Source organism: Treponema ruminis, assembly GCF_014201975.1.
In the GTDB taxonomy this organism is placed as follows: domain Bacteria; phylum Spirochaetota; class Spirochaetia; order Treponematales; family Treponemataceae; genus Treponema_D; species Treponema_D ruminis.
Genome location: NZ_JACHFQ010000004.1, coordinates 275516 through 301451 on the forward strand (window position 1 = coordinate 275516; position 25936 = coordinate 301451).

Below are 25936 nucleotides of genomic sequence, written 5' to 3' on the forward strand. Positions count from 1 at the left end.
AAAAGTATGTCTTCCGGCCAGAAGGTCGCTTTCAGTCTTCTTATTTCAGTTCTTGCATTTTGTGCATTTACGGTTGTCGCTTTTTCGGGACTTTTTGATATTCTCGAAGTGAATTTTTATCAGCCGATAGTACAGGAAATCAAGCAAAAGAAAATCGAGGAGATTGCCGCGGCACAAAACGAATATTTCGAAACTCTCATGAAGCGTTTTGACGCATTTTCCCTTGCTCCATCCGTCAAAACATATATGGATTCACATCCAAGCGATGCTTCCGCAAAAAATCGCGAGACCCTGCGCTCCCAGCTGGTCACTTCAACTCCTGCACTTACTGGAATCCGTATTATCGGTGAGAACGGCAGGAATTTATTTTACTCAACATTTCCTTCTGACAAAATTTCAGGTAGCAAAGGCATTTCCTACCGCAACTACGACACTTCCGGTGAAATTGATTATGATTCTGTCAGTTCCAGAAAGCTTGCGGACGGTTCTTCTCCGGCTGACAAAAAATGCCGCATCATAAAAGACGGAAATGCCAGCCAGATAATATTTTCCTTTCCTTTTTATAACTCTGAAAATGAATATTCTGGAAGTATTTTGTTCTATTGTGACCCGGTAAATTTCAGTCACTTTTTGTATAACCGAAACCTCATTGACATAAAGGGCTTTGCAAGTCTTCTTACGGAACTTCCTCAGGCAGGAAAGACCTTTGCCGGCTTCGGAGGCTTTGTTTTCGGCCTTCCTAATTACGGTCAGTCGTCAATCCGCCAGGAAATCCTAAAAAAATGGCGGGCCGGCGGTGAAAACTTCTGGAAAATAAACGCGGACGACAATTCTGATTCAAATATTCTTGATGAATCAAAAAATAATTCCCTCTGTGCCTTCTCATATAAGAGTCCCCGCGAAGATTTGGGCTTCATTACCTTTCTTTACGACGAAAGTGAGCTGAAATTTCCGCCCTATATTCGAATTTTGCTTCTTGCCACGGCCTTTGTCACACTTTATCTTGCGATTTTCCTGATTTTGAGCTTTAAGCATGATGACATCGTCGTGATTCGTGACAAAATCCGCCGCTATGAGAATGAATTTTTCATCAGTTACCAGAAAATGGGCGACGAAAAAAGTGAGGCCTATCTTGCCGAGCAGAAACCTGTACTCGAAAGGCGTATTTTAAAATCCCTGGGCAAAAAAGGCGAAAAACACGCCGCCGAATTCAAGTCGATTTTTGAAAGCTACTGGCAGGAAATGCTGGCCTCATTTGGTGAAAATCCCCTCCGTGCAATCGGTGGAGCCATGCCTGCCGCCGCAATTGATGCCGATGAACTCAAAAAAATAGTCCGCTCGTCGCTTGAAGACATCCTTGAAAATGGAAAAATCCAGATTAACGCGGTCCAGGTCAAGGAAGCGTCACATGAAGCAGCAAGCCAGCCGAAAAATATCAGCAATGAGCAATTAGCAATCAGTAAGGATGAGGCCGCGGAGCCGGAAGAACTTGAAGAAGTTGAAGCACTCGATGATGTAGAAGAAATTGAATCAGTTGAAGAAATAGAAGATGCAGAAAGCGTTGAAGAAGTAGCGGAAGCAGAGGATGTGGAAGAGCTTTCTGATGTTGAAGAAGTTGCGGACGCTGAACCAGCCGAGCCGGAAGAACTGGATGAAGTCGAGGCACTTGATGAAGTTGAAGATGTCGAATCAGTCGAAGAAATAGAAGACGCCGAAGCCGTTGAAGATGTAGAAGATGTTGAATCAGTTGAAGAAATAGAAGATGCAGAAAGCGTTGAAGAAGTAGCGGAAGCTGAACCTGCCGAACCGGAAGAGCTTGAAGATGTTGAAGCACTCGATGATGCAGAAGAAGCTGAATCCGTAGAAGAAATCGAGGAAGCGGAAGTTGTAGAAGAAGTTTCAGAAGCAGAGGATGTGGAAGAACTTTCTGATGTCGAAGAAGTAACGGATGCTGAACCAGACGAGCCGGAAGAACTTGAAGACGTTGAGACACTTGATGAAGTTGAAGAAATAGAAGACGCCGAAGCCGTTGAAGAAGTAGAAGACGCAGAAAGCGTTGAAGAAATACCAGAGGCAGAGGATGTGGAAGAACTTTCTGATGTCGAAGAAGTAGCGGATGCTGAACCAGACGAGCCGGAAGAACTTGAAGACGTTGAGACACTTGATGAAGTTGAAGATGTCGAATCAGTCGAAGAAATAGAAGAAGCGGAAGCACTCGAAGACTTAGATGAAGCCGAACCCGCTGAGCTTGATGATGCCGAGGAAGTTGAAGCCCTTGAAGAAGTTCCAGAGACCGAAGCCGCTGATACCGAAGCCCGGATAAGCGAGGAGCTGGAGCCAATCACTGATTTTAACGAAGAACTTCGCTTTGGTGACGGCCGCTCCGAGATTGACGATTCTACGCCGACAAAATTCTCTACTGTAACCGAAGAAGACTTGAAGCATAAATTCGAGGAAGAGCTTGAAATGCTCCCTGAAGTCTCTGAGAAGGAAGAGAGGGACGTCGACATGGCGAAAACTCTGGCCGCCCTTCCTGAACGGGCTCCCCGCTGGACGGATAATGACGATGTCGAGCTTGATTCTTCTGGTTTGAGCCGAAAACTGTCTGCTTCTGAAATGCACGACATTGAAAAGCTTAAGGAAGTCGCCCTGGCAATTGATGCGTCGGACAACGAACTTGAAGAGCTTGAAGTTTTTGATCCGACGCAGAAAAAAGATGATACCGAAACTCTGGACGCTGATTTTTATCTTCCTCACTTGATGGATAATAACGTTGATCCGGACGATGACATTTATAAAGACGAGTCTCTGCTTGAAAAAATTGAATTTGGCGTTCCAACTTCAGAAATTTTCTTTGAGGAAACTGACGATTCCGTTGCGGATAATTTTGTAGCGGCGCCGGTTGATTATTCTTTCCTCGATGAAGACGATTCTGATGAAAAAATGTATGAGGAAGAGGCCCAGACTGACATAACGGAAAGCGGTCATTTCTTTGAGAACGTCGAACTGCTGAACCTTGAAAAGAGGGCTGAGGAAAACGCGGACGATAGCGCCGAGCTGCTTGAAGAGCTGGAAGCAGACGAACTTGAAGCTGAGGAAGTTGAAGCAGAGGCAATTGAGCTGGAAGAACTGGAAGCTGAAGAACTTGAACCAGAGGAAATTGAAGCCGAAGAACTTGAGCCTGAGACTCTGGAAGAAGTCGCCGATCAGAAAAATGAAAAAATTGACGAAATAAATGAAGAATTCCTAAATGATTCAGATGAAAATGCCGACAATCAAGATTACCCGGCAATTGAGGAACTTGATGATGATTCCGATGTCGAAGATCTTGAAGAACTGGAGAAAAATATGCCTTTTATGTTTACACAATTCGCTTCAAATTCAAATACTCAGCTTGCAGAGCTTGTAGATATCCCTGATGCTATCGTACAGGATTCTGACGGTACTTTCCATGTAACAGAAATGCCAAAGTCTGATTCAAGAATCTCTTTGAACATGGAATTTAAAAGACTCGTTGATTCAATTCTTTACTAGGAATTATTGATGAATAAAAATCTGCTTATTCTCAGTGCGGTTTATCTTGTTTTTGCAATTCCCATGTCTTTTATGGATGCCAGGAAATTCCGTATTTCCCTGCCCAGTCTTGCTTTCGGGGCAATTTGCATTCTTGGCACGAGATTCGGCCTCTTTTCCGGGGCTTTTATTCCGCTCTTGAAGAATATGGCTTTTGCCCTGGCAACATCTTTTTTGATTTATTTTTCGACCCGCGTGCTTACAGCCGGGGGCCTGGGCTTCGGTGATCTGTTTTTTGGGATTTTTTCTGCCTTGTATACAGGTTTTTATATGAACATAATTGCCACGGTCTTTGCGGCCCTGCTTGGCGTGCTTTATTATTTGTTTTTGGCCGCAATCCAGAAATTTAAAAAACAGCAGATTGTGCACAGACCGATTTTTGCGATACCCTTCGTACCATTTATTACTGCCGGTTCTGTGCTTTCAATGCTGCTCTTTTGGGTAATTGCCTAATCCTAAGCGCCGTTTCCGACCAGCCCCTGCATGAGCTGAACTACCAGATAAATCTTTTTGTAGACGTTTACGCCCAGTTCCTTGATTGGAGTTTCGGCGAATCGTTCAAGTTCCTTCCAGTTTGTCATTAATTCAGGACGCTGTTTCTGATAATCCTCGATAAGAAGCTTTGTTGTCTTTGCAAAGAGAATCAGCTGTCTTGTTGCGCTCACAATATATTCACGGGCGATTGCGTTGTTGTCGCGCAAGGTTGTCCTGATGATGTTTGCAGCCTCTTTGTCTCGGTCTGCGCGAGGGAGCAAAGTTTTGAGCTTTTTGCCGTATTCACCTTCTTCTTCGGAAAGTGCCTTGTCAAAGAGGGTGATTTTTTCTGAGTATTCAAGAATTGCATTGTATGCGTCGCTCATTTCAGCCGTGAGAGGTGAAGTTGCCCATTTTCCGCGGACAAGAACCAGGTCTGCGTACTGCCTTACATCTCGTTTTACATATTCAAGAAGGAAAGCTTTGAGGTAATTGAGTGGTTTTGTGTATTCGAAGCCACCCAGATTCTTTTTGAGGAAGTAGGCGCTCTGCTCATCAGTGTAGTGCTGGAGGGCAGAAATATCTGTGGTGCCGAAAATCTGCTTGAGAAGACCGTCGGCCTTTGAATTCTTTTGTGCGTTTTCGATTTTTTTGAGGGTTGTCTGAGCTTCATTCTTGATTTTGTCGATGAAGCCTTCGACAATCTGCTCCCGTTTTTCTTCGTATTTAACTTCGTAAAGCGGATTTTTTGTGCTGAGCTGGATAATCATTTCAAAAACGCGGGAAGTGCGGATTTGATTGAGGCGGGCCAGGATTTTTGCCAGCTGACCAGCCTTGATTGGTTCGTTGCCGCCCCTCATTGCTTTTAACAGCTGGAGGACGCTGGTCCAGTCTTCGCCGATTGGAAGAGTGTAGAGGACTGTAAGGAAGTCCTTGAGGTCTTCTGCGATGTATGAGGCATCAATCGGGTTGAATTTTGGTGTTTTGGTAAATTCGTTTTCGCGGATTGTTGAGTCAAATTTTTTGAGGATAAAGTAATAGTCGAAAGTACAGAATGATTTGAAAAGAAGGATCTTCTGGTAAAGACCGTCAATCATTTGAATCTTTGCCTGATCGAATTCGCCTGTGAAAGCTGAAATGTCTGCCTTTACTTTTTCCTTGAGCTGGGCAAACTGCATCTTCTTTGAATTTTCAACGATTGCCTCTTCTGAAAGTTCTTCCACCAGAGCCTTTTGTGCTTCTGACAGACCGAAGTTTATTGAGACATCCTTGTAGTAGTTTGGATTGGGCTGGCTGTTGAATAAAACCTGACAGCTTGAAAGGGCCTTGTATAAATCAAAAAAGAATTTACCCATGACCGGAAGGGCCTGATCTGAACCCGGCTTGTAAAATTTGAAATGAGTTTTTGAGAGTGTTTTAGCAATATTCTTGAGCTGCTTCTTTTTTGCCGCGTCAACGTCTTTGCCGCCAATCAGCGTATCGAGCAATTTATGAAATATAGATTCCTTATTTGACATACTTTAAATATGCTAAATAAACGCTATAAAGTCAAATGCTTTATGTGATTTTCAGCAACTTTATAGAAGATACTTGACTGTTTTAATGACAAACATATTTTTTTTTGCTATGATTTTAATATTCTTAAAAAATGGGAGCCCATGCTTTCATGGGCTTGGAGGATTTTTATGAAAAAAATTTTGGGTGCAGCATTCGCAGCTTTATTGCTCGGCTCGAATTTGTTTGCTTACAACCCGCCTGCAGGAGGCCAGAACGTTCTTCGTCTTACAGAACCTCAGCTTTTGACAGGCGCGCATTCTGCTGCTGGTGGTGGTATCTTTGGTGTCACACCCGCTTCTATCGTCAACAATCCTGCTCTCACAGCCTGGGAGCAGCGAATCACTCTGGATGTAGCCGGAACTTTGTTCATCAATTCTAATACAGATGATCCTTACGGCGGCCATTCCCTCGGTGAAGGTTTTCAGGGAGCTCTCCTTATTCCTTCACGCTGGTGTGTTTCAACACTTCTTTTCCAGGGCGTTTGGACACAGGCTTTCGACATGCCGATCGGCGATTCCCTCAACTTTACAGGCGGTCTTGCAAAAGACATCACTGATCAGGTTTCAGTTGGCATGAACGCAAATTTCGGTCTTCTTTATGGCGACTGGGTTGATTCTGACTGGACTGCAAACCTCGCTTTTGGCGCTTACTACAATCACGGCGACCTTGCTTTCATGCAGAACGTCCGCTTTGGTGTGGCAATGACAAACCTCGGTAAAGTTTATTCAAAAAGCGATAAAACTTTGGGAATTAAAACTGCAAAGGCAATCAGAGACAATGACATGAGTTCTTCTGAGGAATCAACTCCATGGCCAGGAATCTGTACAATCCGCACAGGTTTCGCAGCTACAATGCTCCGCACTGACATCATGGACCTCGGAGTTTCTTTGGATTTGTCTTATCCATTCTTCCAGGATTTCGTTGCTGACTTAGGTCTTCAGCTTCAGTTCTGGGATTCAATCAAAGTTTCTTCTTCATGGGAATTTGATGCCCAGGAATTTGCCAACGGCTCAAAGAACATCATGCCGTCAGTCGGCGTAAGCTTCAAATTCATTTTCAATTCTTCACAGGGCTCTTACCTGTCTAACAAGGGCTGGGATCAGAGCGACATGACTGTTTCAGGCGCATGGAAGCAGATGTACAAAAACGTTAATGCCGTGAGCGCTGGTGCTGTATTGAACCTCGGTCTTGCAGATACAAAGGCTCCGGAAATCACAATGTGGGGGGATCAGTAAGATGAAAAAATCTTTAGTTACATTGGCGGCTCTTGCCCTCGTTTCTGCTTTTGCATTCGCAGAAAAGGGAACTGTCTACATCTCTCCAAACAACGATGGTAAACAGGATGTTCTGGACGTTCCGGTAAAAATTAAGGACAGACGATATGTAAAGGACTGGTCCCTCATCATCGAAAATGAAAAAGGTCAGGTTGTCCGCACAATCGGAAACAAGGAAAAGCGCGAGACTCGAATCACTTTCAAGACTTTCTGGAAAGCACTTTTCACTCCAAAATCAGGCGTTACAATTCCATCTTCAATCATGTGGAATGGTGTAATGGATGACGGTGAAGTAGCTCCTGATGGAAATTACTTCTATTATATGACTGCTACTGATGACAACGGCAACTCTGCCACAACAAAAAAACTTGCAGTAGTAGTTGATAATACTCCGCCAGAGATTGATTTGACTCAGCCTTCAAACAACGAAAAAATCTTCGGCGAGGGTGCAAAACCTGTTCTCGCTGTTAAGCAGACTGGTTCTGAGGAAGACGAATGGAACGCTGTTTTTGCTGATTCAACAGGCAAGGTCGTCCGCTCATACAAATGGACTACAAGCGCTCCTTTGAGCTTTGAATGGAACGGTGCCGACGACAAGGGCGCACCTCTTCCAGACGGCGTATACTCATACAAAATTTCTGCAACTGACCGTGCCGGCAACGTTTCGGCTCCTGCAGCAATTTCAAACATCATCTATTCTGCTGACAAACCTGCAACAAACATTTCAATCGCAGGAAGCAAATTCTTCTCACCAAACGGCAACGGAATCAACGACACTATTTCTTTCAATGTTAAGATTCCTGTTCCAGATGCAAAATCAGTCAACAAGCTCAACGAATGGGCTGTAAAAATCACTGATGCAAAAGGAAATACCGTTAAGACATTCGCAGGAAAATCAAATCCTCCGGACCGCATTACATTCGACGGCAAAACAGATTCTGGATCAGACGCTCCAGAAGGCCTTTATCAGGCTGTCGTAACTGCAAAATACTCAAACGGTTTCGAACCTGACGTAGTAAAATCTCCGGAATTCACTTTGGATAAAACTCCACCGGTTGCAAAAATCAAGCAGTCTAGCCCGACATTCTCACCGGATGGCGACGGCAACCTGGACACAATGGTCATCACACAGGACATCGCTGCTGATTCTGGCTCACCTGTAGAAAACTGGACTGGTAAAATCATCGATTCAGAAGGAAAGACAATCCGTGAGTTTGATTTCGGTGCTTTTGCTCCTGACACAGTTGTTTGGGACGGTCTCGATTCTTCTTCATCACTTGCAGCAGACGGAAAATACAAATACGTGCTTTCTGCAACTGATTTGGCCGGAAACTCTTCTGAAACCCTTATCAATGAAATCACTCTTGATACAAGCAAAACTGAACTCCTGCTTGCAGTTGCTCCGACAGCATTCAATCCGGCTGGCGCAGACAAGTCTAAGTCTTCTGTAAAGCTCACACCTGTCGTAAAGGCTGGAAGCTCAATCAACGAGTACACAGTTGAAATCAAAAATGCTTCAGGTGAAACAGTATGGACTCAGAGCGGCTCTTCACTTCCTGCATCAATCACATGGAACGGCCTTGCTTCAAGCGGCTCACGCTGTGATGACGGCAAATACGTAGCAAGCCTTGCAACAAAATCTACAAACGGTAGCGAGGCAAAGACTTCTACACAGGCATTCATCATTGATACTGTAGCTCCGAGCGTCAAGCTTTCAAGCCCGTACACATTGTTCTCTCCTGACGGTGACGGCAAAAAGGATATTCTTAAGATTGCAGCTGAAACTTCAAGCGAAGAAAAATGGACTGCAAACATCCTCGACTCAAAGAACGAAGTTGTCCGCTCATACACATGGCAGGGCAAGGTTCCTTCAAGCGTAGAATGGAACGGTACAGATGCTTCTGGCAACAAGGTTGCAGACGGCACATACAAAATCGTATTCGCTTCTGAGGATGCAGCCGGCAACAAGGGTAGTGCAGAAATCGCAAACATCACAGTTGATAACCGCGAGGCAAAGGCTTACCTCACTGTTGAGCATGACGCATTCAGCCCGAACGGAGACGGCTTCCTCGAAACTCAGAAACTTTCCCTCCGCCCGTCACTCAAAGACGGTGTTGAATCATGGAGCGTTTCAATCGTAACTCCAGAAGGCAAGACTGTTAAATCTTGGTCAGACAAAGATCAGAAAGACATGCCTGCTGAAATCACATGGGACGGACTTGGTTCAGACGGAAAAGTCGTAGAGGGCGCATTTGTAGCAAACCTCAAGATGACTTATGCAAAGGGTAACGAAGTTGATGTTAATTCTTCATTGTTCATCTGCTCTGTAACTCCACCTCAGCTCACAGTCAAAACTGCTCCTCAGTACTTCTCTCCTGATAACGATGGTGAGAACGACGACCTCTACATTCAGCTTAAGGGCAATGACGTAGTTCCTCTCAAGAGCTGGTCATTCCAGATTAAGGACCCGAACAACAAGCCGTTCTGGTCAACAAGCGGAAAATCTTCTATTACAGAACGAATCATTTGGGACGGTCGCGGTAAGAACGGTGAATTGGTTCAGTCTGCTATGGATTATCCTTACACATTCACTGTAACTGACACACTTGGCATGACAAGCACAGTCGAGGGCAAAATCGAGATTGATATTCTTGTTATCCGTGTCGGCGACGTACTCAAAATGGCAGTTCCTTCTATTATCTTCCGTCAGGATGCAGCTGACTTCGGTGTTCAGGTTGTTGACGGTAACGGCAAGGTTACAAAACCTGGAATCACAGAGGCACAGGCTAAGAACAACGAGCGAATCCTCAAACGAATTGCTCAGATTCTTAACAAGTTCAAGAACTACACTGTCACTGTTGAAGGTCACGCAAACTCTGTTACTGGAACCGAAGAAGAGGAAACAACTAACAAGCACGGTCTCGCACTTGAGCCACTTTCTAAAGAACGAGCAGAATTCGTTCGCGAAAAACTCAAGAAATACGGCGTTGACGGCGGTCGCTTGAGCGCTGTTGGTCGCGGTGGCCGTCAGCCGGTCGCTGCCCGCGGTGACAAAGACAATGCATGGAAGAACAGACGAGTTGAATTCATCCTCAAAAAATAATCTTCCTGCAGAACTTGCAGAAAAATTAATCGGGCTGGCTTGCAAATACGAGTCAGCCGATTTTCTCAAAAAAGACCCGTCTCAGTTCATGCACCGCTACAAGGATTTGCGTGAGTCTGAGGCGGTCGCTTTTATAGCGGCGAATCTTGCTTTTGGCCGCCGTGAACAGATTCTTGCTCATGTAGAGCAAATCCTGAATGAGGCCGGTCCTTCTCCCTGCGACTGGATTCTTTGCCAAAAATACAAAGATTTTTTTCCGGAAAACGAAATTTCCTTCTACCGCATGTATACCAATACTGACATGCGCCTTTTCTTTGACGGCTTGCGCTCGATTCTTGAGGAAAATGACACGATCGGATCTTTTTTCAAAAGAAAATGGAGTGAGGCAGGTGAGGGAGTCTTCCTTCATCAGGTGATTGCTTCGGCTTTTCCTGCTGAATGTAAGCTGCTACCTCATTCAAAAGATTCTGCTGCCAAAAAGGTTAACATGCTGCTCCGCTGGCTTGTGAGGGATAATTCTCCTGTGGATTTGGGATTCTGGACCTGGTTCAGCAAAAAAGACCTTCTCATGCCCCTGGACACTCATGTGATGCAGCAGTCAAACGAGCTGGGCTTAATCAATTCAAAGTCCGCAAACCTGAAAACAGCCATTGAGCTGACAAAAAAAGTCGCCGAGATTTTTCCCAGCGACCCTGTAAAGGCAGATTTTGCTCTTTTTGGCTTAGGCGTTAATTCCTAAACATTGAATTCGATTGTGCTTCCAACTACGGCTTTTTCTGCGTAGATTGAAGACCTTCCGCGGTATGGGTTCATCAGATTCATATTGTTGAGTTGATTTTTGATTTTGCCCATCTGGTTCTGCAAAAGGTTGCGGTTGCGCTCGTTTTGAGCCAGAACCTGCTTCTGGAGATTTGCCAGGTCAAGCTGCAGCTGCTCTACGCTCGCATTGTCTGCCACCGGAACGCCCGGCATGATTGCCTGATACATTCCCTGCATAGGGACAATGACTTTCTGCAGGCTTGCAAGATTTTTGACAATCTGATTCTCAAGCTCTGCGTGGGCGGCAATCGAGTCACCGTCTTCCATTTCGATTCTTCCTTCCTGACTTTCAAGAACTGCCAGATATTCCTGAAATTTGTTTCTCTGCTGTTCAAGAAGTTTGCGGAATCTTTTGAGAATTGCAATTCTTTCGTCCAATTCTTCTTTAGAAAGCTCTTTTGCCATAATTTTTTCCTTAAAAATGCACTAGCCCGTAATGTTGAGCGTTCTCTGTGCCTGTGGAACTGAATCTGCCGCCGTATTTGCTGCCGCAGCTTCCCATGCAGAACCAAGCTGTTTAATCATTGTCAGAATTTGACCGAGCTTTTCATTGTCCTGATTGATGTTGACGTTCATGAGTTCCTTGTTGAAAAAAACGTAGAGGGACATAAGGTTTTGTGAAATCTGACCGCCTTTGTCCATATCCAGAGAAACTTGAAGTTCGTTGATGATTTCCTGCGCCTTCATGATGTGTTTACCGAAGTCTTCGATTTTTGAGGCAGGAAGTTTTCCGTCTGACCCAAAGCAGCCCTGTGCCGCTGTAAGTTCCCGCTCTGCTCCCTGATAGAGCATTACGACGAGTTTGCCCTGACTTGCAGTTTTGACAGCGGTTGTTTGATAAGCTGCATAAGGATTTCCAAATGCCATGTTTCCCTCCCGAAAAACAGATATTCTTTATTATTTTCGGATGCTGAGGCCTAGAGTTTAGATTTTTCTCTTCTCTAAACAGGCTTTTTTCGTTATATTAATAATAGTAGAATTTTTATAATTGAGAAATATAATGGCAGATAATAACGAAACAAAAAAAGACGACGAGAAAAAATTTGATAAAGATCCTTACAATTTTTTCAAATTAGATCCTGAAAACGGGGATGATGATATGAACCGCAATAAAAAGCCCTTCAAATTCCCCTTTTTCACGCTGATGGTGGCCGTTGTGCTCGCCCTTGCATTCGTGAACATGTTCCTTTTGCAAAAGCCGAGCGACGAGCCTATTGATTATTCAGAATTTGTTCAGCTGATTAAAGACGGCAAGATTGTCAGGGTTGATTTCCAGGAGTCTGATTTTATCGGCTACGGCCCGGAACTTTATCCTTCTGCTTCGGATGATTCTGAATCTTCTGCTTTGCGAAGCCTTCCTTTTATGCGAAAGCAGCTTCAGTCCCAGCTTTCAAACCGAAAGCATTACCGCACTGTGGGCTATCTTGGTCTTTCCGAAAATCTTTTGAGCCTTCTTGACGAGCGGGAAATTCCATACAAATTTGTCCGCAAGCAGACCAACATTTTAATCCAGATTCTCATTAACATTTTGCCTTTCCTCATCTTGCTGGCAATCTATTTCTTTATGTTCCGGAAGATGACCGGTGGAATGGGCGGACTGGGCTCAGTCTTTGGCGGCGGAAACCGCAACAAGGCAGTTGACGAGGGCAAGGTTAAAACCCGCTTTGCCGACGTCGCCGGTGTTGATGAGGCAAAAGACGAACTTGTCGAGGTCGTTGATTTCCTTAAATCCCCCAAAAAATACACTGACATCGGTGGTAAGATTCCAAAAGGCGTCCTTCTCGTAGGACCACCGGGAACAGGTAAGACTTTGCTTGCCCGGGCTGTAGCCGGTGAGGCCGGAGTTCCATTCTTCCGCATTTCCGGTTCTGATTTTGTCGAGATGTTCGTTGGCGTTGGTGCCAGCCGTGTCCGCGATTTGTTCAAGCAGGCCCGCGAAAAGGCTCCTTGTATCATTTTTATTGATGAAATCGATGCAATCGGTAAGAGCCGAATGAACGGATTTTCAAGCAATGACGAGCGTGAGCAGACCCTCAACCAGCTTCTGGTCGAAATGGACGGCTTTGACAACGAAAAGGGCTTGATTATTCTTGCCGCTACAAACCGTGCCGACATCCTTGACCCGGCTTTGCTCCGTCCTGGCCGCTTTGACCGCCAGGTTCCTGTTGAGAGACCGGATGTAAAGGGCCGCGAGGAAATCCTTAAGATTCACGCTAAGCCGGTTAAACTTGCAGACGATGTTGATTTTGAGTCAATCGCGCATGGAACTACAGGTTTTGCGGGTGCTGATCTGGCAAACGTCGTCAATGAGGCAGCCCTGCTTGCAGTCCGCAACGGTCATGAAAAGGTTTCGATGGCTGATTTCAACGAAGCAATTGATAAGGTCAGCATCGGTCTCAAAAAGAAGTCCCGCAAGGACAATGAAAAGGAAATGAAACTGGTAGCGGTTCATGAGACTGGCCACGCTCTTGTTGCGGCCTTCACTCCTGACCACACGCCTGTAAATAAAATCACTGTCGTTCCTCGTTCTCATGGAGTCGGTGGATTCACTCAGTTCCGTGAAGAAAAGGAAGAAAAGCACTTTATGACCCGCAAGGACATGCTCAACGATGTTGACAGTGCTCTTGGTGGACGTGCTGCCGAAGAAATCATTCTCGGTGACATTTCAACAGGTGCTTCAAACGACATCGCTCAGGCAACAGACATCATCAAGCGCATGATTACTGATTACGGCATGAGCGACAAGTTCAAGAATATGACTTTGGGCAAGGGTGTTCTCGGCGGTCATGGCGGTGAGCCAAACCTCGTCCGCGAATTCAGTGAAGAGACCCAGAATTTCATCGATGAAGAAATTTCACGGATTATGAACGAGCGCTACGAGCATGTTCTTTCCTTGCTCCGTTCAAAGAAAGACTTGCTTGAATATATCTCTAAGCGTCTTATTGAAATCGAAACAATGGATGCAAAAGAATTCAACGAGATTATCAAGGCTCACGAACACTGCGAAGATTTGACTGCAACAGCCGGTCAGGCAGAAAATCCTGCTGTAGAAGAGGAAGGTGCAAAAGAATGAAAAAATCTCTTTTGATATGCATAGTTTCATTTGCTTTAAGCGCATCTGCTTTTGCCCAGGGCATCCTTACGGCATCTTCTTTCTTTAAGTCTGTTTCAGAAGTTTACGCCACAATCAAGGATTATGAGGCTGAGGTTGAAATCAAGGCTTCAAAAAGCACGATGAGCGGTCATCTTTCATACAAATACCCCAATCTTCTCCGTATTGATTTTACAAATCCAGAAGAGCAGGTAATTTGTTTTAACGGCGACCTGCTTACGATTTATCTTCCTGGAAGTGCGGCAATCCTCAATCAGTCCGTTGACAATTCAAACAATAACGGAGCAAATCTTGCTACAGCCCAGGGACTTTCCCTCTTGGGCCGTTATTATTCTCCAGCCTATGAAACTGGTCAGGAAGCGGTTCCTCTTGAAGAGGGCAGCGATGAAATGGTCGTTAATCTTATTCTTCGCCGCCGAAACATGAGCGAGGCTTTTTCTACAATCAAAATGTCTGTTTCGCCTGACACAATGTTAATCCGTAGAATCGAAGCCGTGACTCCGCAGAATGAGACTTTCTCCTTCGACTTTAAAAATTACAAATTGAATTCTGGAATCTCTGATCAGAGATTTATTTATGATCCGCCTACATCGGCGAACAATTACAATAATTTCTTGTTTTCGGAGTAATTAAAAATGGAAAGCTACGGCGAACTTTTAAAAAAAGCACGAGAAGCAAAAGGCATAGAACTCGAAATCATTGCGCGGGAAACTTCCATCACTCAGGAATATCTTGAGGCTTTGGAAAATGAAGAAAACGGCGTTTTCCCAGGAGAGCCATATCTTGTTGGCTTCTTAAAGAATTACGCGGATTATCTTGAGGTTGATACCAATCATGTCCTCACCCTCTATCACGCAAAGAAAATTCAGGAAAGTCCGCCGCCACTGGCTCTTACTGCACGCGAAAAACCTAGATTTTTAATTCCTCTGATTGTTACTCTTTGCGTCCTTCTTGTGGCCGGAGCCGCAGTAACCCTTACTTTCGTTTTAAAGGCTAAATTTGCCAAAAATGAGGATTCAGTGGCACTTTCAAGGACAAATGAGTTTAAAAAATACGAGCTGACTGAAAAGCCTTTCACAGGCCGCCTCTTTAAAAGCGACCAGCTTATCATGGGAAGTGACAAGGGCAATATTTTCCTCACTGTTGCAGAAACTGAGGGCATCTTCGGACTTGAAACACCGGCCGGAATGCAGTATGTAGAGCTTTCAGAGGAACTTGAAATTGATGTTGACGGAAATTCAATTCCTGAGCTCATCGTTTACGTTTCTGACGTTTCTCAAAAGAATGTTGACCGTGGTGCTGAAGTCAAAATCATGCTTAAAAACTCTTCAAACGTTGCGGTCGCTTCTCCAGATGAAAATCAGATTCCAAATGCCGAAGATTTGCCGAAGGAACAGGCCCGCACGGAGATTTTCTCAGACACAAGGGCTTATCCTTTCACTGTTAATGCAAGTTTCCGTGGCGGTTGTCTCTTCCGCTATCGACCGGACCGAAAAGAAACAATCGAAGACTATTTTGCCAGCGGCGATGTTCTCAGCATGACGGCCAGCAACGGCATAAGAATGTGGATTTCAAACGGAAATGCCGTAAAACTTCAGATTGTCGCAAACTCAAAGACTTATGATCTGGCTGTTCCAAGAGCGGGTGAAGTAATTGCCCAGGACATCAAATGGATTAAAGACACCGACGGCCGCTACAAAGTCGTAATCGTGGATATTGAATAGAATGAAATTTTTTATTGACCAGCACGGTTGTGCAAAAAATCAGGTTGACGGTGAGCTTATCATCAGCCTTCTCAAAAAACAGGACTGGGAGCAGACTTTCGAGCCTGCCGAGGCTGATTTAATCGTCGTAAACTCATGCGGATTTATTGAATCTGCCAAAACTGAAAGCATCAACGCTGTAATGAGTGCCCGACAGATGTACCCCAAAGCCAAAATCCTGCTGGCTGGCTGTCTTGCCGAGCGCTATGCCAAGGACCTCAAGGATGATTTACTGGAAGCCGACGGATTTTTCGGAAACGGCGACCTGAGCCAGATTTACAAGGTAATCGAACCCTTGATGAAGGACGAGAGGCCTGTTCTTGTGCCTGAGCAGAAGGGCGTTTGCTGCGGCGACCGCAATCTTCTTCTTTCGTTTAAGGGCACGGCTTTTGTAAAAATTACCGAGGGCTGCAATAACCGCTGTTCTTTCTGCGCGATTCCTATCATCCGCGGAAATTTACGCAGCCGCAAAGCCACAGAAATCATAGAGGAAATCAAAGACCTGGTATCAAAGGGCGTATATGAAATCAACCTTATTGGTCAGGATCTGGCGGCCTATGGCACTGGAGCCGAAGACGACTGTTTTGGTGACGGAAGAACATTCCTGCCAAACGGTACGCCGGGAAGCGAAGTAGGTGAAAGCCCCAGTACCCTCGGCGAATCAGGGCTTGCTCGCCTTATCCGCATGATTTCTCAGATTGAGGGAACTTTTGCAGTCCGCCTTTTGTACATTCATCCGGATCACTTTAACGAAGACATTCTCCCGCTAATGAAGGTTGATTCACGCTTCCTTCATTATTTTGACATTCCTTTCCAGAACGGTGACGATGCAATCATTAAAGCCATGAACCGGGTTGGTTCTGCTCAAAAATACAAGGCCCTGATTGCAAAAATCCGCGAGACTTTCCCGGATGCCGCAATCCGCACAACCTTCATGGCAGGCTTCCCTGGCGAAACGGAAGAATCTTTCGAAAATACAAAGGCCTTTTTGCGTGAGACAGCAACAGACTGGAGCGGCTGTTTTTCTTATTCAAAGGAAGACGATACGCCGGCCTATTCTTTCAAAAAGCAGGTTCCTCACAAAACCGCAGAGAGGAGGGCAACTGAGCTTGTTGAGATTCAGGCCCAGATTACCCGCGAGCGCCTCAAGGCCAGAGTCGGTATTGAAACAGACATTTTGATTGAGGAAGTTCTTTCTCAAAGCGAGGAAAATCCAGATGAAGGACTGGCTATCGGCCGCGCATGGTTCCAGGCTCCAGAAGTTGACGGAAGCGTAGTAGTCCGCTACGACCGAAGCTCTGATAGCGAAAAAAATGCCGTGCAGTCAGGCAGGCTTGTCCGGGTAAAAATCATTTCAAGCGGTGACGTTGACTTGAACGGTGACTTCGTCTGCGATTCTCCGCTGAATGAAAAAATCTCAAAGTCAGACGCAATTTCTTTCGCTCAGGAAATTTAATAAATTTTTGCAAATTCTCCAAATTTTTCTTTAATTTTTTTGAAAAAATCTTTAATTTACGTTAAAATATAACGTATTGGAGAATTTAAGAAATAATGAAAAAAAGTTTTCTGGTATGCCTTGCGTCTTGTATTTTAGTTGCAGAGGCTTTTTCTCTTGATTTTGCTTTCCGTATTTCACCGAACATGCTTTTTCCAAGCGAGGAAAATCTCGGAAAGGGCTTCGGCGGCATGGTAAATGCTGATTTGGACCTCTTCAACTTCATTACCATTGGTCTTGAGGGCGGTTATGCTTCCATAAAAGAAGAATCCCTTGATAAAAATTACAGCATTTTTATGGGCGGTGCGAGTGCCGGCCTTTACTATTATCCCTTTTCACGTCTTTATCTGAGTGCAAATGCTTCTTACGGAGTCCATAGCACTTCAATTGATGCTCCAAGCGTTAAAGGCAGCGGCCGTGGCTCATACTGGCGGGGGTATGGAGAAATGGGCTTCCGCTTTACTCCGGGCCTTCTTCTTCTTGCATCGGCTGGCTACGATTCTTTCAGCATGGGAGATTCTTCGCTTTTCTCAACTCCTTTTGCAGGTCTTGGCGCAAAATTCAATTTTTCAACCAGAAGTACAAGTTCTTCCGACAACTTCTGGGTTTCTTTCGATCAGGATTCCCAGCTTTATCCGGCTTATTCCACAATGTACAAGCAGGTTCCCCTGGGCTACGCAACAATCCGCAATGTCAGTTCTGCTGAGGTCAGGGACGTTCACATCGCTTTCCGTGCAGGCAAATACACTTCCGCTGAAAAGGAATGCGCGGTCTTCTCCCGGCTCAACAGCTACAAGGGAGTCGAAATCCCGATCTATGCTGATTTTGGCCCGGAAATCCTTCGTTACACAGAAAACGGAAAAATCAACGGCGAGCTTGTAATTTCATACAGTTTCCTTGGCAAAAAGATGACCGAAGTTCAGAATATTCTTCTTGACGTCTGCCACAGAAACAGCTTCCTATGGAATGATCCTGCAGCCCTTTCCTGCTTCATCGATAATGGTGCCCCGGAAATTCTTGAGGCGGCAAAATATATCGCAGGGGCTGAAATCCTCAACTTAAAACCGGGCATGAATTCTCCTTTCCAGTACGCTGCGGCAATCATGGAAGGCCTGCGTCTTGCCGGTATCGTTTATTCTGAAGACACAGTTTCTCCTTACAAGCAATACCGCAACAGCATGGACGTGGATTCAGTTCAGTATCCCTTGCAGACCCTCGCTCTTTTGAGCGGCGACTATGATGATTTGGGCATTCTTGTCTGCTCTTGTCTGGAGAGCTTCGGAATCGGCACAGGTTTCATTGCCCTGGAAGATGACTTTATCGTTCTTGTTGATACAGGAATCGCTCCCTCAAAGAAAAAGAACCAGTTCACGGGCAGCGACGTAATTTCTGACGAAAACACAAGCTGGCTTGGCTTGAGCATGGCGAATTTCGGCAAGGGCTTTACCCAGGCCCGTCTTGCGGCATCCAAAAAACTTAAGTCAGTTCAAAAGGATTATGAGGCTATCGGTGATTTCAACGAAACCGGCGAAGTCACTGAGCTTCCTTATGAAATTGTTGACGTTCATGCGGCATGGGCCTACTATCCGCCGGTTACTTTCTCCGGTTACCGCGGTTCATACAAAAATCCTGGCAAGGATTCAATTATCAAGGCTGTAAACGAAGCAACTTCTTACTATATTAATAACGATTTGACTGAGCTTATCAAAAAATTCCGCTCTTCAGGCGATACAAAAAAACTTGCTGACACTTATGTGCGGGCTGGCATGTACAACGAAGCCCTTGCAGAGTATTCAAAACTCAGCACTCTTTCTGCAATGAACAACATGGGCATGGTTTATTCGGCACAAAAAGCTTACAAGTCAGCATTGGGAATGTACAACAAAGTTCTTGCAAAAGACCCAAATAACAGATCGGCCCTTGCAGGTTCCAAAAAAATCAAGGCGCTCATCGGAGAGTAAAAATGAAGAGATTTGCGGCGCTTTTCCTTGTTGTTTTCTTTTCTCTTCCATTGTTTTGTCTTGATTTTGAAGTCGCTCTTATGCCTCAGTTTGACTTGCACACAGAAGGTGATTTTGACAATTCTGTTTCCGGAACGATTTCTTTTGACTTTTATCCGATTACCATCCGCGGTCGCGACAAGATTGGATTTGGATTGCAGGCTGGCGCGGCAGGAATAAAGGCCCAGACTTTGGACACCACTCCGCTTTACTACGGTGATTTGGCTCTCACTTATCTTTGCCGTTTGCATGACAGGTTTGCGGCGGGCGGTCAGTTTTATGGTGGAATGTGGCAGTTCCCGGCAGTTGAGTCAAAAGGCACAAAAGCAATGAACGGAAGTCTTTTTGGTGGGCGTGTTTTTGCTGATTTTTATGCTTTCCCAGAACTTAAACTTGGAGCTTTCGCGGGATACAGTGATTTTCGTTTTTCTCCCAAAGATTTTGCTACCAGATTCGATGTGGGCTTGAGCGTCAAATATAGTTTCAGCAGAGGTATTCTTTCTACTGGCGGCGTTGAGCTTGATGACCATGAAGTTCAGCCGATTTTCCCAGTTTTCTACAGTTATTACAACGAAAATTCTTTCGGTTCCCTTGCATTTTATAACGGCGAGGAAAACAGAATCCGGGACGTCACTGTTTCAGTCCTTATCCCTGAATACATGCAGAATCCAAAGGTCTGTGCTGAATATGAAAGCATTGAGCGCAACGAATATTTTTCTGCGGAACTCACGGCCTTTATCAACGAGACAATTCTTGAATCCCTCATGGTTCACAAAACCGAAGGAAAAGTCATTATTTCCTACACATCGCTTGGAAAACGAGTAACAAGCGAGCAGATTCTTGACTTTACGGCCCTCAATCGAAATGCCATGAGCTGGGAAGATGACCAGAGGGCGGCGGCTTTCGTCAGCAGTCATGACGGTGCGGCAAACAAAATCTCTAAGCTTGCAAAATCAATCATCATCAAAAATCCTCAGAACGAGGCAACTCAGAATATTTCCATCGCAAAGGGAATCTTCGCTACCCTCAAGGCCTATGGAATAAGCTATGTAAAGGATCCGACAAGTCCATTTTCATCGAGCGAAACCCAGGACGTCGACTTCCTTCAGTTCCCTTACCAGACCCTCTTGTATTCCGGCGGTGACTGTGACGACCTTTCAATCCTCAACTGCGCTATTTTTGAGTCAATCGGAATTTCAACCGCTTTCATCACGATTCCGGGCCACATTTTCATGGCTTTTGATTCCGGCATTGATCCCAAAAAGGCAGCTGAAGTTTTAAAGGATGGCCGCTACGTAATTCAGGGCGGAAAGGCATGGATTCCGCTTGAAGCTACAATTTCTCAGGAAAATTTTGAAATCTCGCGGGCAGCGGGTTATAATCAATGGAAGAGTGCAAGTAAAAAGGGCGAGGCAAAGCTTTATCCTATGAGCGATGCCTGGCAATTATATAAGGCGGTGAGTGTTCCTGAGTCTGACACTGACATCGAGCTCCCATCTGTCGAACGAATATTAAGATATCTCAAATAAGGAGGAGATTTATGAAAAAATCTATGGTTTTGGCGGGCGCATTGCTCGCATTCGCAGCTTTTTTTGCTTCTGCAAAAGATTATGAGGTAAAAAGCTTTTCCGGCAAGGTAACTTATTCTGAGTCAGAAAATGGCAAGGCTATTCCTGTAAAAGCCGGCATGACTGTAAGCGATGAAACAATCGTTAGCCTGGGTACAAATTCAAAGCTCGTTCTCACAGCCGACGGAAAGGACATCACTCTCCGCACCCCGAAAAAGGGAACTGTCGCAGAGCAGATTAATGCAAAGCTCGGAATGTCTGGTTCCGTATCAAAAAAGGGCAAGGGCACTGCAACTGCTGCTTCTCGTGCATCTGATGTAATGGCAGAAGGCGAGCTTGATGACTAAGCGAAAAGTTTTTTCTTTTCTCCTTCCGATTCTGAGTGTCGGGGTAAGCGCCCTGCTTTTGCTCACAACTCTCGACGCAAAGCTTTCTGATTTATTTCAGAGGGTTTTGCCGGCTACGGAGATCCGGAATGATGTAATAATGGTTGGAATCGATGACTATACGATTGAAAATATAGCGGCCTTTCCATTGCCCCGTAATATCTACGCTGATTGTCTTTCCGTTATGGAAGAAATGGGGGCTGAGTCAGTTGTATTCGATTTGACTTTTACTGACAAGGCGCCTGTCAGCGTTGACGATAATTTCCAGCCCTTCTGGCCTGATGATGTACTGGAATTGTCACTCAAGAAAAGCAAAATCACTTACCTTAGCTTTGTTCTTGACAATAAATCTGATATTGATGATGAAGCCAAAGGCCTGATGGAAGAAAAGGGAGCCATTAAAAATCTTGAGGAAAAGGGAGATACTTCAACTCAGGAATTTACGGGCGTAACTCCCTCTATTTCTGATTTCGTTAAGTATTCGGCAGCGGTCGGAAACGTGTCTACCGACCCGGACAAGGACAATTCCTACCGCAGGGTAAATGCAGTCGCAAAATATGACGGCCAGTACTATGGTCATCTTACCCTTCCTGCCGTTCTTAAAAGACTGGGAAATCCTAAAGTCATCGTCGAAAATCGGAAAATTACGCTTGAAAATGTCGAAATCGGCGGTACTATAAAAAATCTTGTGATTCCCCGCGGAAACGACGGCAAGTTTATCCTCAAATATCCGAAAATGCAGTTCAACGACTACAACTACATTTCCCTTTACGACATTTATCGGGTTGCCCTCTTGCGCATGTATATGCAGGAAGACGGCGAGGAAAACTACATTGAAGAATATACAAACCTCTACAATGACTTGAAATCACGGCTGGCTTCGGCAATCTGTATTATCGGAACCTGTGCCTCAAGCACTGCTGATTACGGCGTAAATCAGTATGAAGCCCATTATCCTCTTCCTGGCGTTCACTACACTGTAGCAAATCAGATCCTCAACGGAGATTTTGTCGGTGAAGCCCCGGTCTGGATTTCGCTTCTGTACGCCCTGATTTTTGCCCTGATCATCATTTTCGTTACTAATTTGATGAAGTCAACTTCGGGCAAAATCCTTCTCGGCCTGCTCGTTATTTGTGCATCTTCTTTAATCCAGCTTTTAGTCTTCCGTTCGACAAGAATTTATGTCGGTCAGGCAGTTCCGCTTTTTTCTTCACTCTTGACTTACATTGCAACTCTTGTAATCGGCTTCCTTACGGCTTCAAAAGACAAAAAATTCATCACGAATGCATTCAGTCAGTGTCTTTCAAAAGATGTTGTAAATCAGATTGTTGCAAATCCTGACAGCTTTAAATTGGGTGGCGAAAATCGCGAGATGACGGCAATCTTCACTGACATTCAGAAGTTCTCTTCTTTCTCAGAGCTTCTTACGGCCAGCCAGCTGGTTGCCCTTCTTAATTACTACCTCACTGAAATGAGCGACATTATCATGGAAGAAGGCGGCACGATTGATAAGTACGAGGGAGATGCAATCATCGCTCTTGTAGGTGCCCCTCTTAAAATGGAAGACCATGCGAAAAGGGCTGTTAAGGCTGCCCTCAAAATGAAGCAGGTCGAAAAGCTCATGAATGCAAAAATCAAGGAAGTTGCAGCCCTGCCAAAAGCTCCTGGAATGGACGAAAACCTCTATTCGGCTTTTAAAATCATGGTCGAAAACAAAAAGGAGATTTTCACCCGAATAGGAATTAACTCTGGCGAGATGATTGCCGGTTACATGGGCAGTGAAAACAAAAAGAACTACACCATGATGGGCAACAACGTAAACCTCGCCAGCCGTCTTGAGGGCGTAAACAAGCAGTATTCAACTTTCGGTATTCTTGTGAGCGAGGCAACTTACAGGCAGCTTGGTCAGGAAATTCTCTGCCGCCGTCTGGACAAAGTTCAGGTAGTGAACGTAAACACACCGCTCACCCTTTACGAACCTCTTACCCTGAAAAGCAATTCAAACGAACACCTGCTTAAGTATCTGGAAGTCTGGGAAAGCGCAATGCAGAATTTTGACCATGAGGACTATGCCTCAGCCCTTGAAAAGTTCAAGAGCCTGAGCCAGACAAATCCTCATGACAATGTTGCATCATATTATGTGAAGCTGCTTGAAAGCTTCTTCGTAAAGGGCCGCTTCCCTAAGGAAGAGGATGATTTCGGCGTGGCATATAATTCCGCGCTTAAATGCTTCCGCCTTTTGAGCAAGTAAAATAATTTCCCGGCTAAAAGATGCCGGGATTTTTTTTTCACTAAGTGGAATTCCAGGGGCTTTTTTGTTATAATAGGCTTATGTCACTTGAAGACGACATTCTTTCTGGCATAAATTCTTCTCAGACGGGCCAGCTTTCTGACCGGGCTAAGGAATATCTTTCAGTTCTGAATCCCCAGCAGCATGAGGCTGTCGTTCATGAGGGAAGCCCGCTTTTGATTCTGGCGGGAGCCGGTTCCGGTAAAACCCGCGTAATTACAACTAAAATTGCCTATCTCATCGGTGAAAAGAACGTAAATCCTTATTCGATTCTGGCCGTTACCTTTACCAAAAAGGCTGCAAATGAAATGCATGAGCGTGCGGTTGGCCTTGAACCCAGGGCTGCAGAAGCTCAAATCCGCACATTCCATTCCTTTGGAGCATGGTTTCTTCGCGTTTATGCCGAGGAAGCCGGTGTTGATCCGAACTTTACCGTTTATGACGACGATGATGTCGTTTCTTTGATTCAGAAGGTCGAGCCAAAACTCACCAAAAAAGAGGCGGCCCAGTATGCAAGAAAAATCGCGCTTGCAAAAGATTACTGCCTCAAGCCAGACAGCCCGGAGCTCCTTACTCGTGAGGCTTTTTTGAATCCGAGTGACTTTCCTCAGATGTATGAGGCTTACGAAAAAAGGCTCAGGGCGACCGGAAATGTTGATTTCGGTGATTTGATTTTGCTTCCATATCTTGCCCTTGAGGAAAATGCCGCCCTTCGAGAAAAAATGTACCGCCGTTTCCGCGTGATTATGGTCGATGAGTATCAGGACTCGAATGTGGCTCAGTTCAAGCTGCTCGAGGCCCTTTCCGGCCTGAATGAGGGCAGCGGCACTTACGTCTGTGTAGTCGGTGATGATGACCAGTCGATTTACAAATTCCGTGGAGCTGAAATCCAGAATATCCTCAATTTCCCCAAGATTTTTGAAGGAACTAAAATAGTCCGCCTGGAAAGCAATTACCGTTCGACTCAGGAAATTCTTTCCCTTGCAGACAATGTGATTAAGAACAATCACGGACGCCTTGGAAAGACCCTTCGTGCTGAGCGGGGCAGCGGGAAAACTCCTGTGCTGGCGTTTATGTCGAATAGTAAATTCGCATGGTCTCGTTCTCAGCTTGAATATGAAGTTGAAAGGCTTAAAAAAGCTGGACGAGAAAATGAAGCTGAAAATTTACGTTTAAGTTTCTATTACGGAGATGAGGCGGTATTCTGTAAGGACTTGATTACTTTAACACATGAAAAGGGAACGCCTTACAGTGACTGGGCTATCGTTTATCGTACAAATGCACAGTCTAGAGAGTTCGAAGGAATTTTTATTGAAAAAAAGATTCCTTATGTCATCGTCGGCTCGCTGAAATTCTTTGAGCGCGAGGAAGTTAAGGATTTGATTGCATGGCTTGAGCTTGTTGCCAACCATAAAAATGAAATCGCCTTCCACCGAATCATAAACAAACCGGCGCGTGGAATCGGAAACAAGACTCAGGACGCGATAGTGCTTGCTTCTCAGACTGAGCACCAATTAATAGAAGAAAGCGGCGAAATTAAGCAGAATTTTGAGGCTAATGACATAATCGCAGCCTGCCGCTACAAAATGAAGGGCTTTTCTGCAAAGGTGAGGGGCGAGCTTTCTAAGTTCATTGAGATTTTTGACGAGATTGATTCCATGTTCACCGAGGACACAACGGCTGGCGGCGAGCTTGCAAGCCAGCTTGTTGAAGGAGAATCAAGCAATGAGCTTAAAAAAAGAGAAAGCCGCAAAACTCTGGCTGAGCTTATCGAAAAAATCGCGAAAAAATCAGGCCTTGCCCAGTATTATGAGGAGCGGGACAAGGACGAGCACACTTTCCGCGTGGAGAACATTCAGGAGCTTGCAAACTCTGCTGTTCCTTATCCTCTTGCACGCCAGGGACTTTTGGATTTTCTCGACAACATTCAGCTTGACCGCACCCTTTCAAATGAGGACGAGGATATCGCAGAAGATGCAGTCACTTTGATTACCCTCCACAACACGAAGGGCCTGGAATTCAACCGGGTCGTCATGACAGGCATGGAGGAGGGCGTTTTCCCGCGGAACGGAGACGACGAGGAAGAAATGGAGGAAGAGCGCCGTCTTTGCTATGTCGGAATTACCCGGGCAAAGAACGAGCTTTATCTTACCAGCTGTGCCGTGCGCCGAATGTACGGACATATCGAGTACATGAAATGCAGTCCCTTCCTGCTTGAAATGGGGCGCGAGGGCGTAAAGGCAATCGGTCAGCTCCCTTCACGCTACCGGGGAAGTTCATTTCACGGCGGAGATTACGGGGAGCGTGGCCTGAGCCATCCTGATGTTGAAGCCGACCCGATCAAAAGAAAATATTGCCGCGGAGCAAAAGTCTTTCACGACGATTACGGCTACGGCATCATTGCAAATTCCCAGACCAACGAGGAAGGGGAGTACGCAATTACGGTCAGTTTTGAAAACAGCGGAGTCAAGCGCTTCATTCCAAAGTATCAGGAAAGCCAGCTGATGATAGTGAGGGAGTAA

The 25936-nt window shown here is 45.2% G+C and carries 17 protein-coding genes; 14 read left to right on the forward strand and 3 right to left on the reverse strand.

Annotated elements, in window-relative coordinates:
- Window positions 1–6: 6 nt before the first annotated feature.
- On the forward strand, window positions 7–3534 hold the full coding sequence (locus HNP76_RS07365) for a hypothetical protein (protein WP_184659049.1): 3528 nt from the start codon (window positions 7–9) through the stop codon (window positions 3532–3534).
- Window positions 3535–3543: 9 nt separating this feature from the next.
- The gene (locus HNP76_RS07370) at window positions 3544–4026 is read left to right on the forward strand and encodes an A24 family peptidase (protein ID WP_184659051.1); all 483 of its coding nucleotides are present in this window, start codon (window positions 3544–3546) and stop codon (window positions 4024–4026) included.
- 2 nt (window positions 4027–4028) lie between these two features.
- Here the strand turns inward: HNP76_RS07370 and HNP76_RS07375 are convergent, their stop codons facing one another.
- Window positions 4029–5564 carry a DUF5312 family protein gene (locus HNP76_RS07375; protein WP_184659053.1) on the reverse strand — a complete coding sequence of 512 codons (1536 nt, stop codon included), beginning with the start codon at window positions 5562–5564 and terminating at the stop codon, window positions 4029–4031.
- Between the two features lie 168 nt (window positions 5565–5732).
- On the opposite strand from HNP76_RS07375, the gene HNP76_RS07380 reads away from it, so the two are divergent.
- From HNP76_RS07380 to HNP76_RS07390, 3 genes are read left to right on the forward strand one after another with little or no spacing between them, the layout of a single operon-like run.
- On the forward strand, window positions 5733–6839 hold the full coding sequence (locus HNP76_RS07380) for a hypothetical protein (RefSeq protein ID WP_184659055.1): 1107 nt from the start codon (window positions 5733–5735) through the stop codon (window positions 6837–6839).
- A 1-nt stretch (window position 6840) separates the two neighbouring features.
- On the forward strand, window positions 6841–9981 hold the full coding sequence (locus HNP76_RS07385) for a FlgD immunoglobulin-like domain containing protein (RefSeq protein WP_184659057.1): 3141 nt from the start codon (window positions 6841–6843) through the stop codon (window positions 9979–9981).
- Window positions 9938–10720: a TIGR02757 family protein gene (locus tag HNP76_RS07390; protein WP_184659059.1), complete on the forward strand. Its 783-nt coding sequence runs from the start codon at window positions 9938–9940 to the stop codon at window positions 10718–10720. The genes HNP76_RS07385 and HNP76_RS07390 overlap by 44 nt, the downstream gene beginning before the upstream one ends.
- Here the strand turns inward: HNP76_RS07390 and HNP76_RS07395 are convergent.
- Window positions 10717–11205 carry a flagellar biosynthesis protein FlgN gene (locus HNP76_RS07395; RefSeq protein ID WP_184659061.1) on the reverse strand — a complete coding sequence of 163 codons (489 nt, stop codon included), beginning with the start codon at window positions 11203–11205 and terminating at the stop codon, window positions 10717–10719. The two genes, HNP76_RS07390 and HNP76_RS07395, sit on opposite strands and share 4 nt — an antisense overlap.
- A 21-nt stretch (window positions 11206–11226) precedes the next feature.
- A complete protein-coding gene (gene fliS, locus HNP76_RS07400; protein WP_184659062.1) occupies window positions 11227–11667 on the reverse strand; it encodes a flagellar export chaperone FliS in 441 nt (146 codons plus the stop codon).
- A gap of 133 nt (window positions 11668–11800) precedes the next feature.
- Between fliS and ftsH the strand changes: the two genes are divergently transcribed.
- From ftsH to HNP76_RS07445, 9 genes are all read left to right on the forward strand, one after another.
- Complete coding sequence (ftsH, locus tag HNP76_RS07405; RefSeq protein ID WP_184659064.1) at window positions 11801–13873, forward strand: ATP-dependent zinc metalloprotease FtsH; 2073 nt, start codon at window positions 11801–11803, stop codon at window positions 13871–13873.
- On the forward strand, window positions 13870–14541 hold the full coding sequence (locus tag HNP76_RS07410; RefSeq protein WP_184659066.1) for a LolA family protein: 672 nt from the start codon (window positions 13870–13872) through the stop codon (window positions 14539–14541). The genes ftsH and HNP76_RS07410 overlap by 4 nt, the downstream gene beginning before the upstream one ends.
- A gap of 6 nt (window positions 14542–14547) precedes the next feature.
- The gene (locus HNP76_RS07415; protein WP_184659068.1) at window positions 14548–15636 is read left to right on the forward strand and encodes a helix-turn-helix domain-containing protein; all 1089 of its coding nucleotides are present in this window, start codon (window positions 14548–14550) and stop codon (window positions 15634–15636) included.
- Window positions 15629–17131 (forward strand): 30S ribosomal protein S12 methylthiotransferase RimO, encoded by a 1503-nt coding sequence (rimO, locus tag HNP76_RS07420; protein WP_442806490.1) that lies wholly within the window; start codon window positions 15629–15631, stop codon window positions 17129–17131. The genes HNP76_RS07415 and rimO overlap by 8 nt, the downstream gene beginning before the upstream one ends.
- 95 nt (window positions 17132–17226) lie before the next feature.
- Window positions 17227–19131 carry a hypothetical protein gene (locus HNP76_RS07425; RefSeq protein ID WP_184659072.1) on the forward strand — a complete coding sequence of 635 codons (1905 nt, stop codon included), beginning with the start codon at window positions 17227–17229 and terminating at the stop codon, window positions 19129–19131.
- Between the two features lie 2 nt (window positions 19132–19133).
- A complete protein-coding gene (locus HNP76_RS07430; RefSeq protein ID WP_184659074.1) occupies window positions 19134–20699 on the forward strand; it encodes a hypothetical protein in 1566 nt (521 codons plus the stop codon).
- Window positions 20700–20710: 11 nt separating this feature from the next.
- Complete coding sequence (locus HNP76_RS07435) at window positions 20711–21085, forward strand: hypothetical protein (protein ID WP_184659076.1); 375 nt, start codon at window positions 20711–20713, stop codon at window positions 21083–21085.
- Window positions 21078–23375 carry an adenylate/guanylate cyclase domain-containing protein gene (locus HNP76_RS07440; protein WP_184659078.1) on the forward strand — a complete coding sequence of 766 codons (2298 nt, stop codon included), beginning with the start codon at window positions 21078–21080 and terminating at the stop codon, window positions 23373–23375. The genes HNP76_RS07435 and HNP76_RS07440 overlap by 8 nt, the downstream gene beginning before the upstream one ends.
- An 80-nt stretch (window positions 23376–23455) precedes the next feature.
- Entirely contained in the window at window positions 23456–25936 is a 2481-nt protein-coding gene (locus HNP76_RS07445; RefSeq protein WP_184659080.1) for an ATP-dependent helicase, read from the forward strand.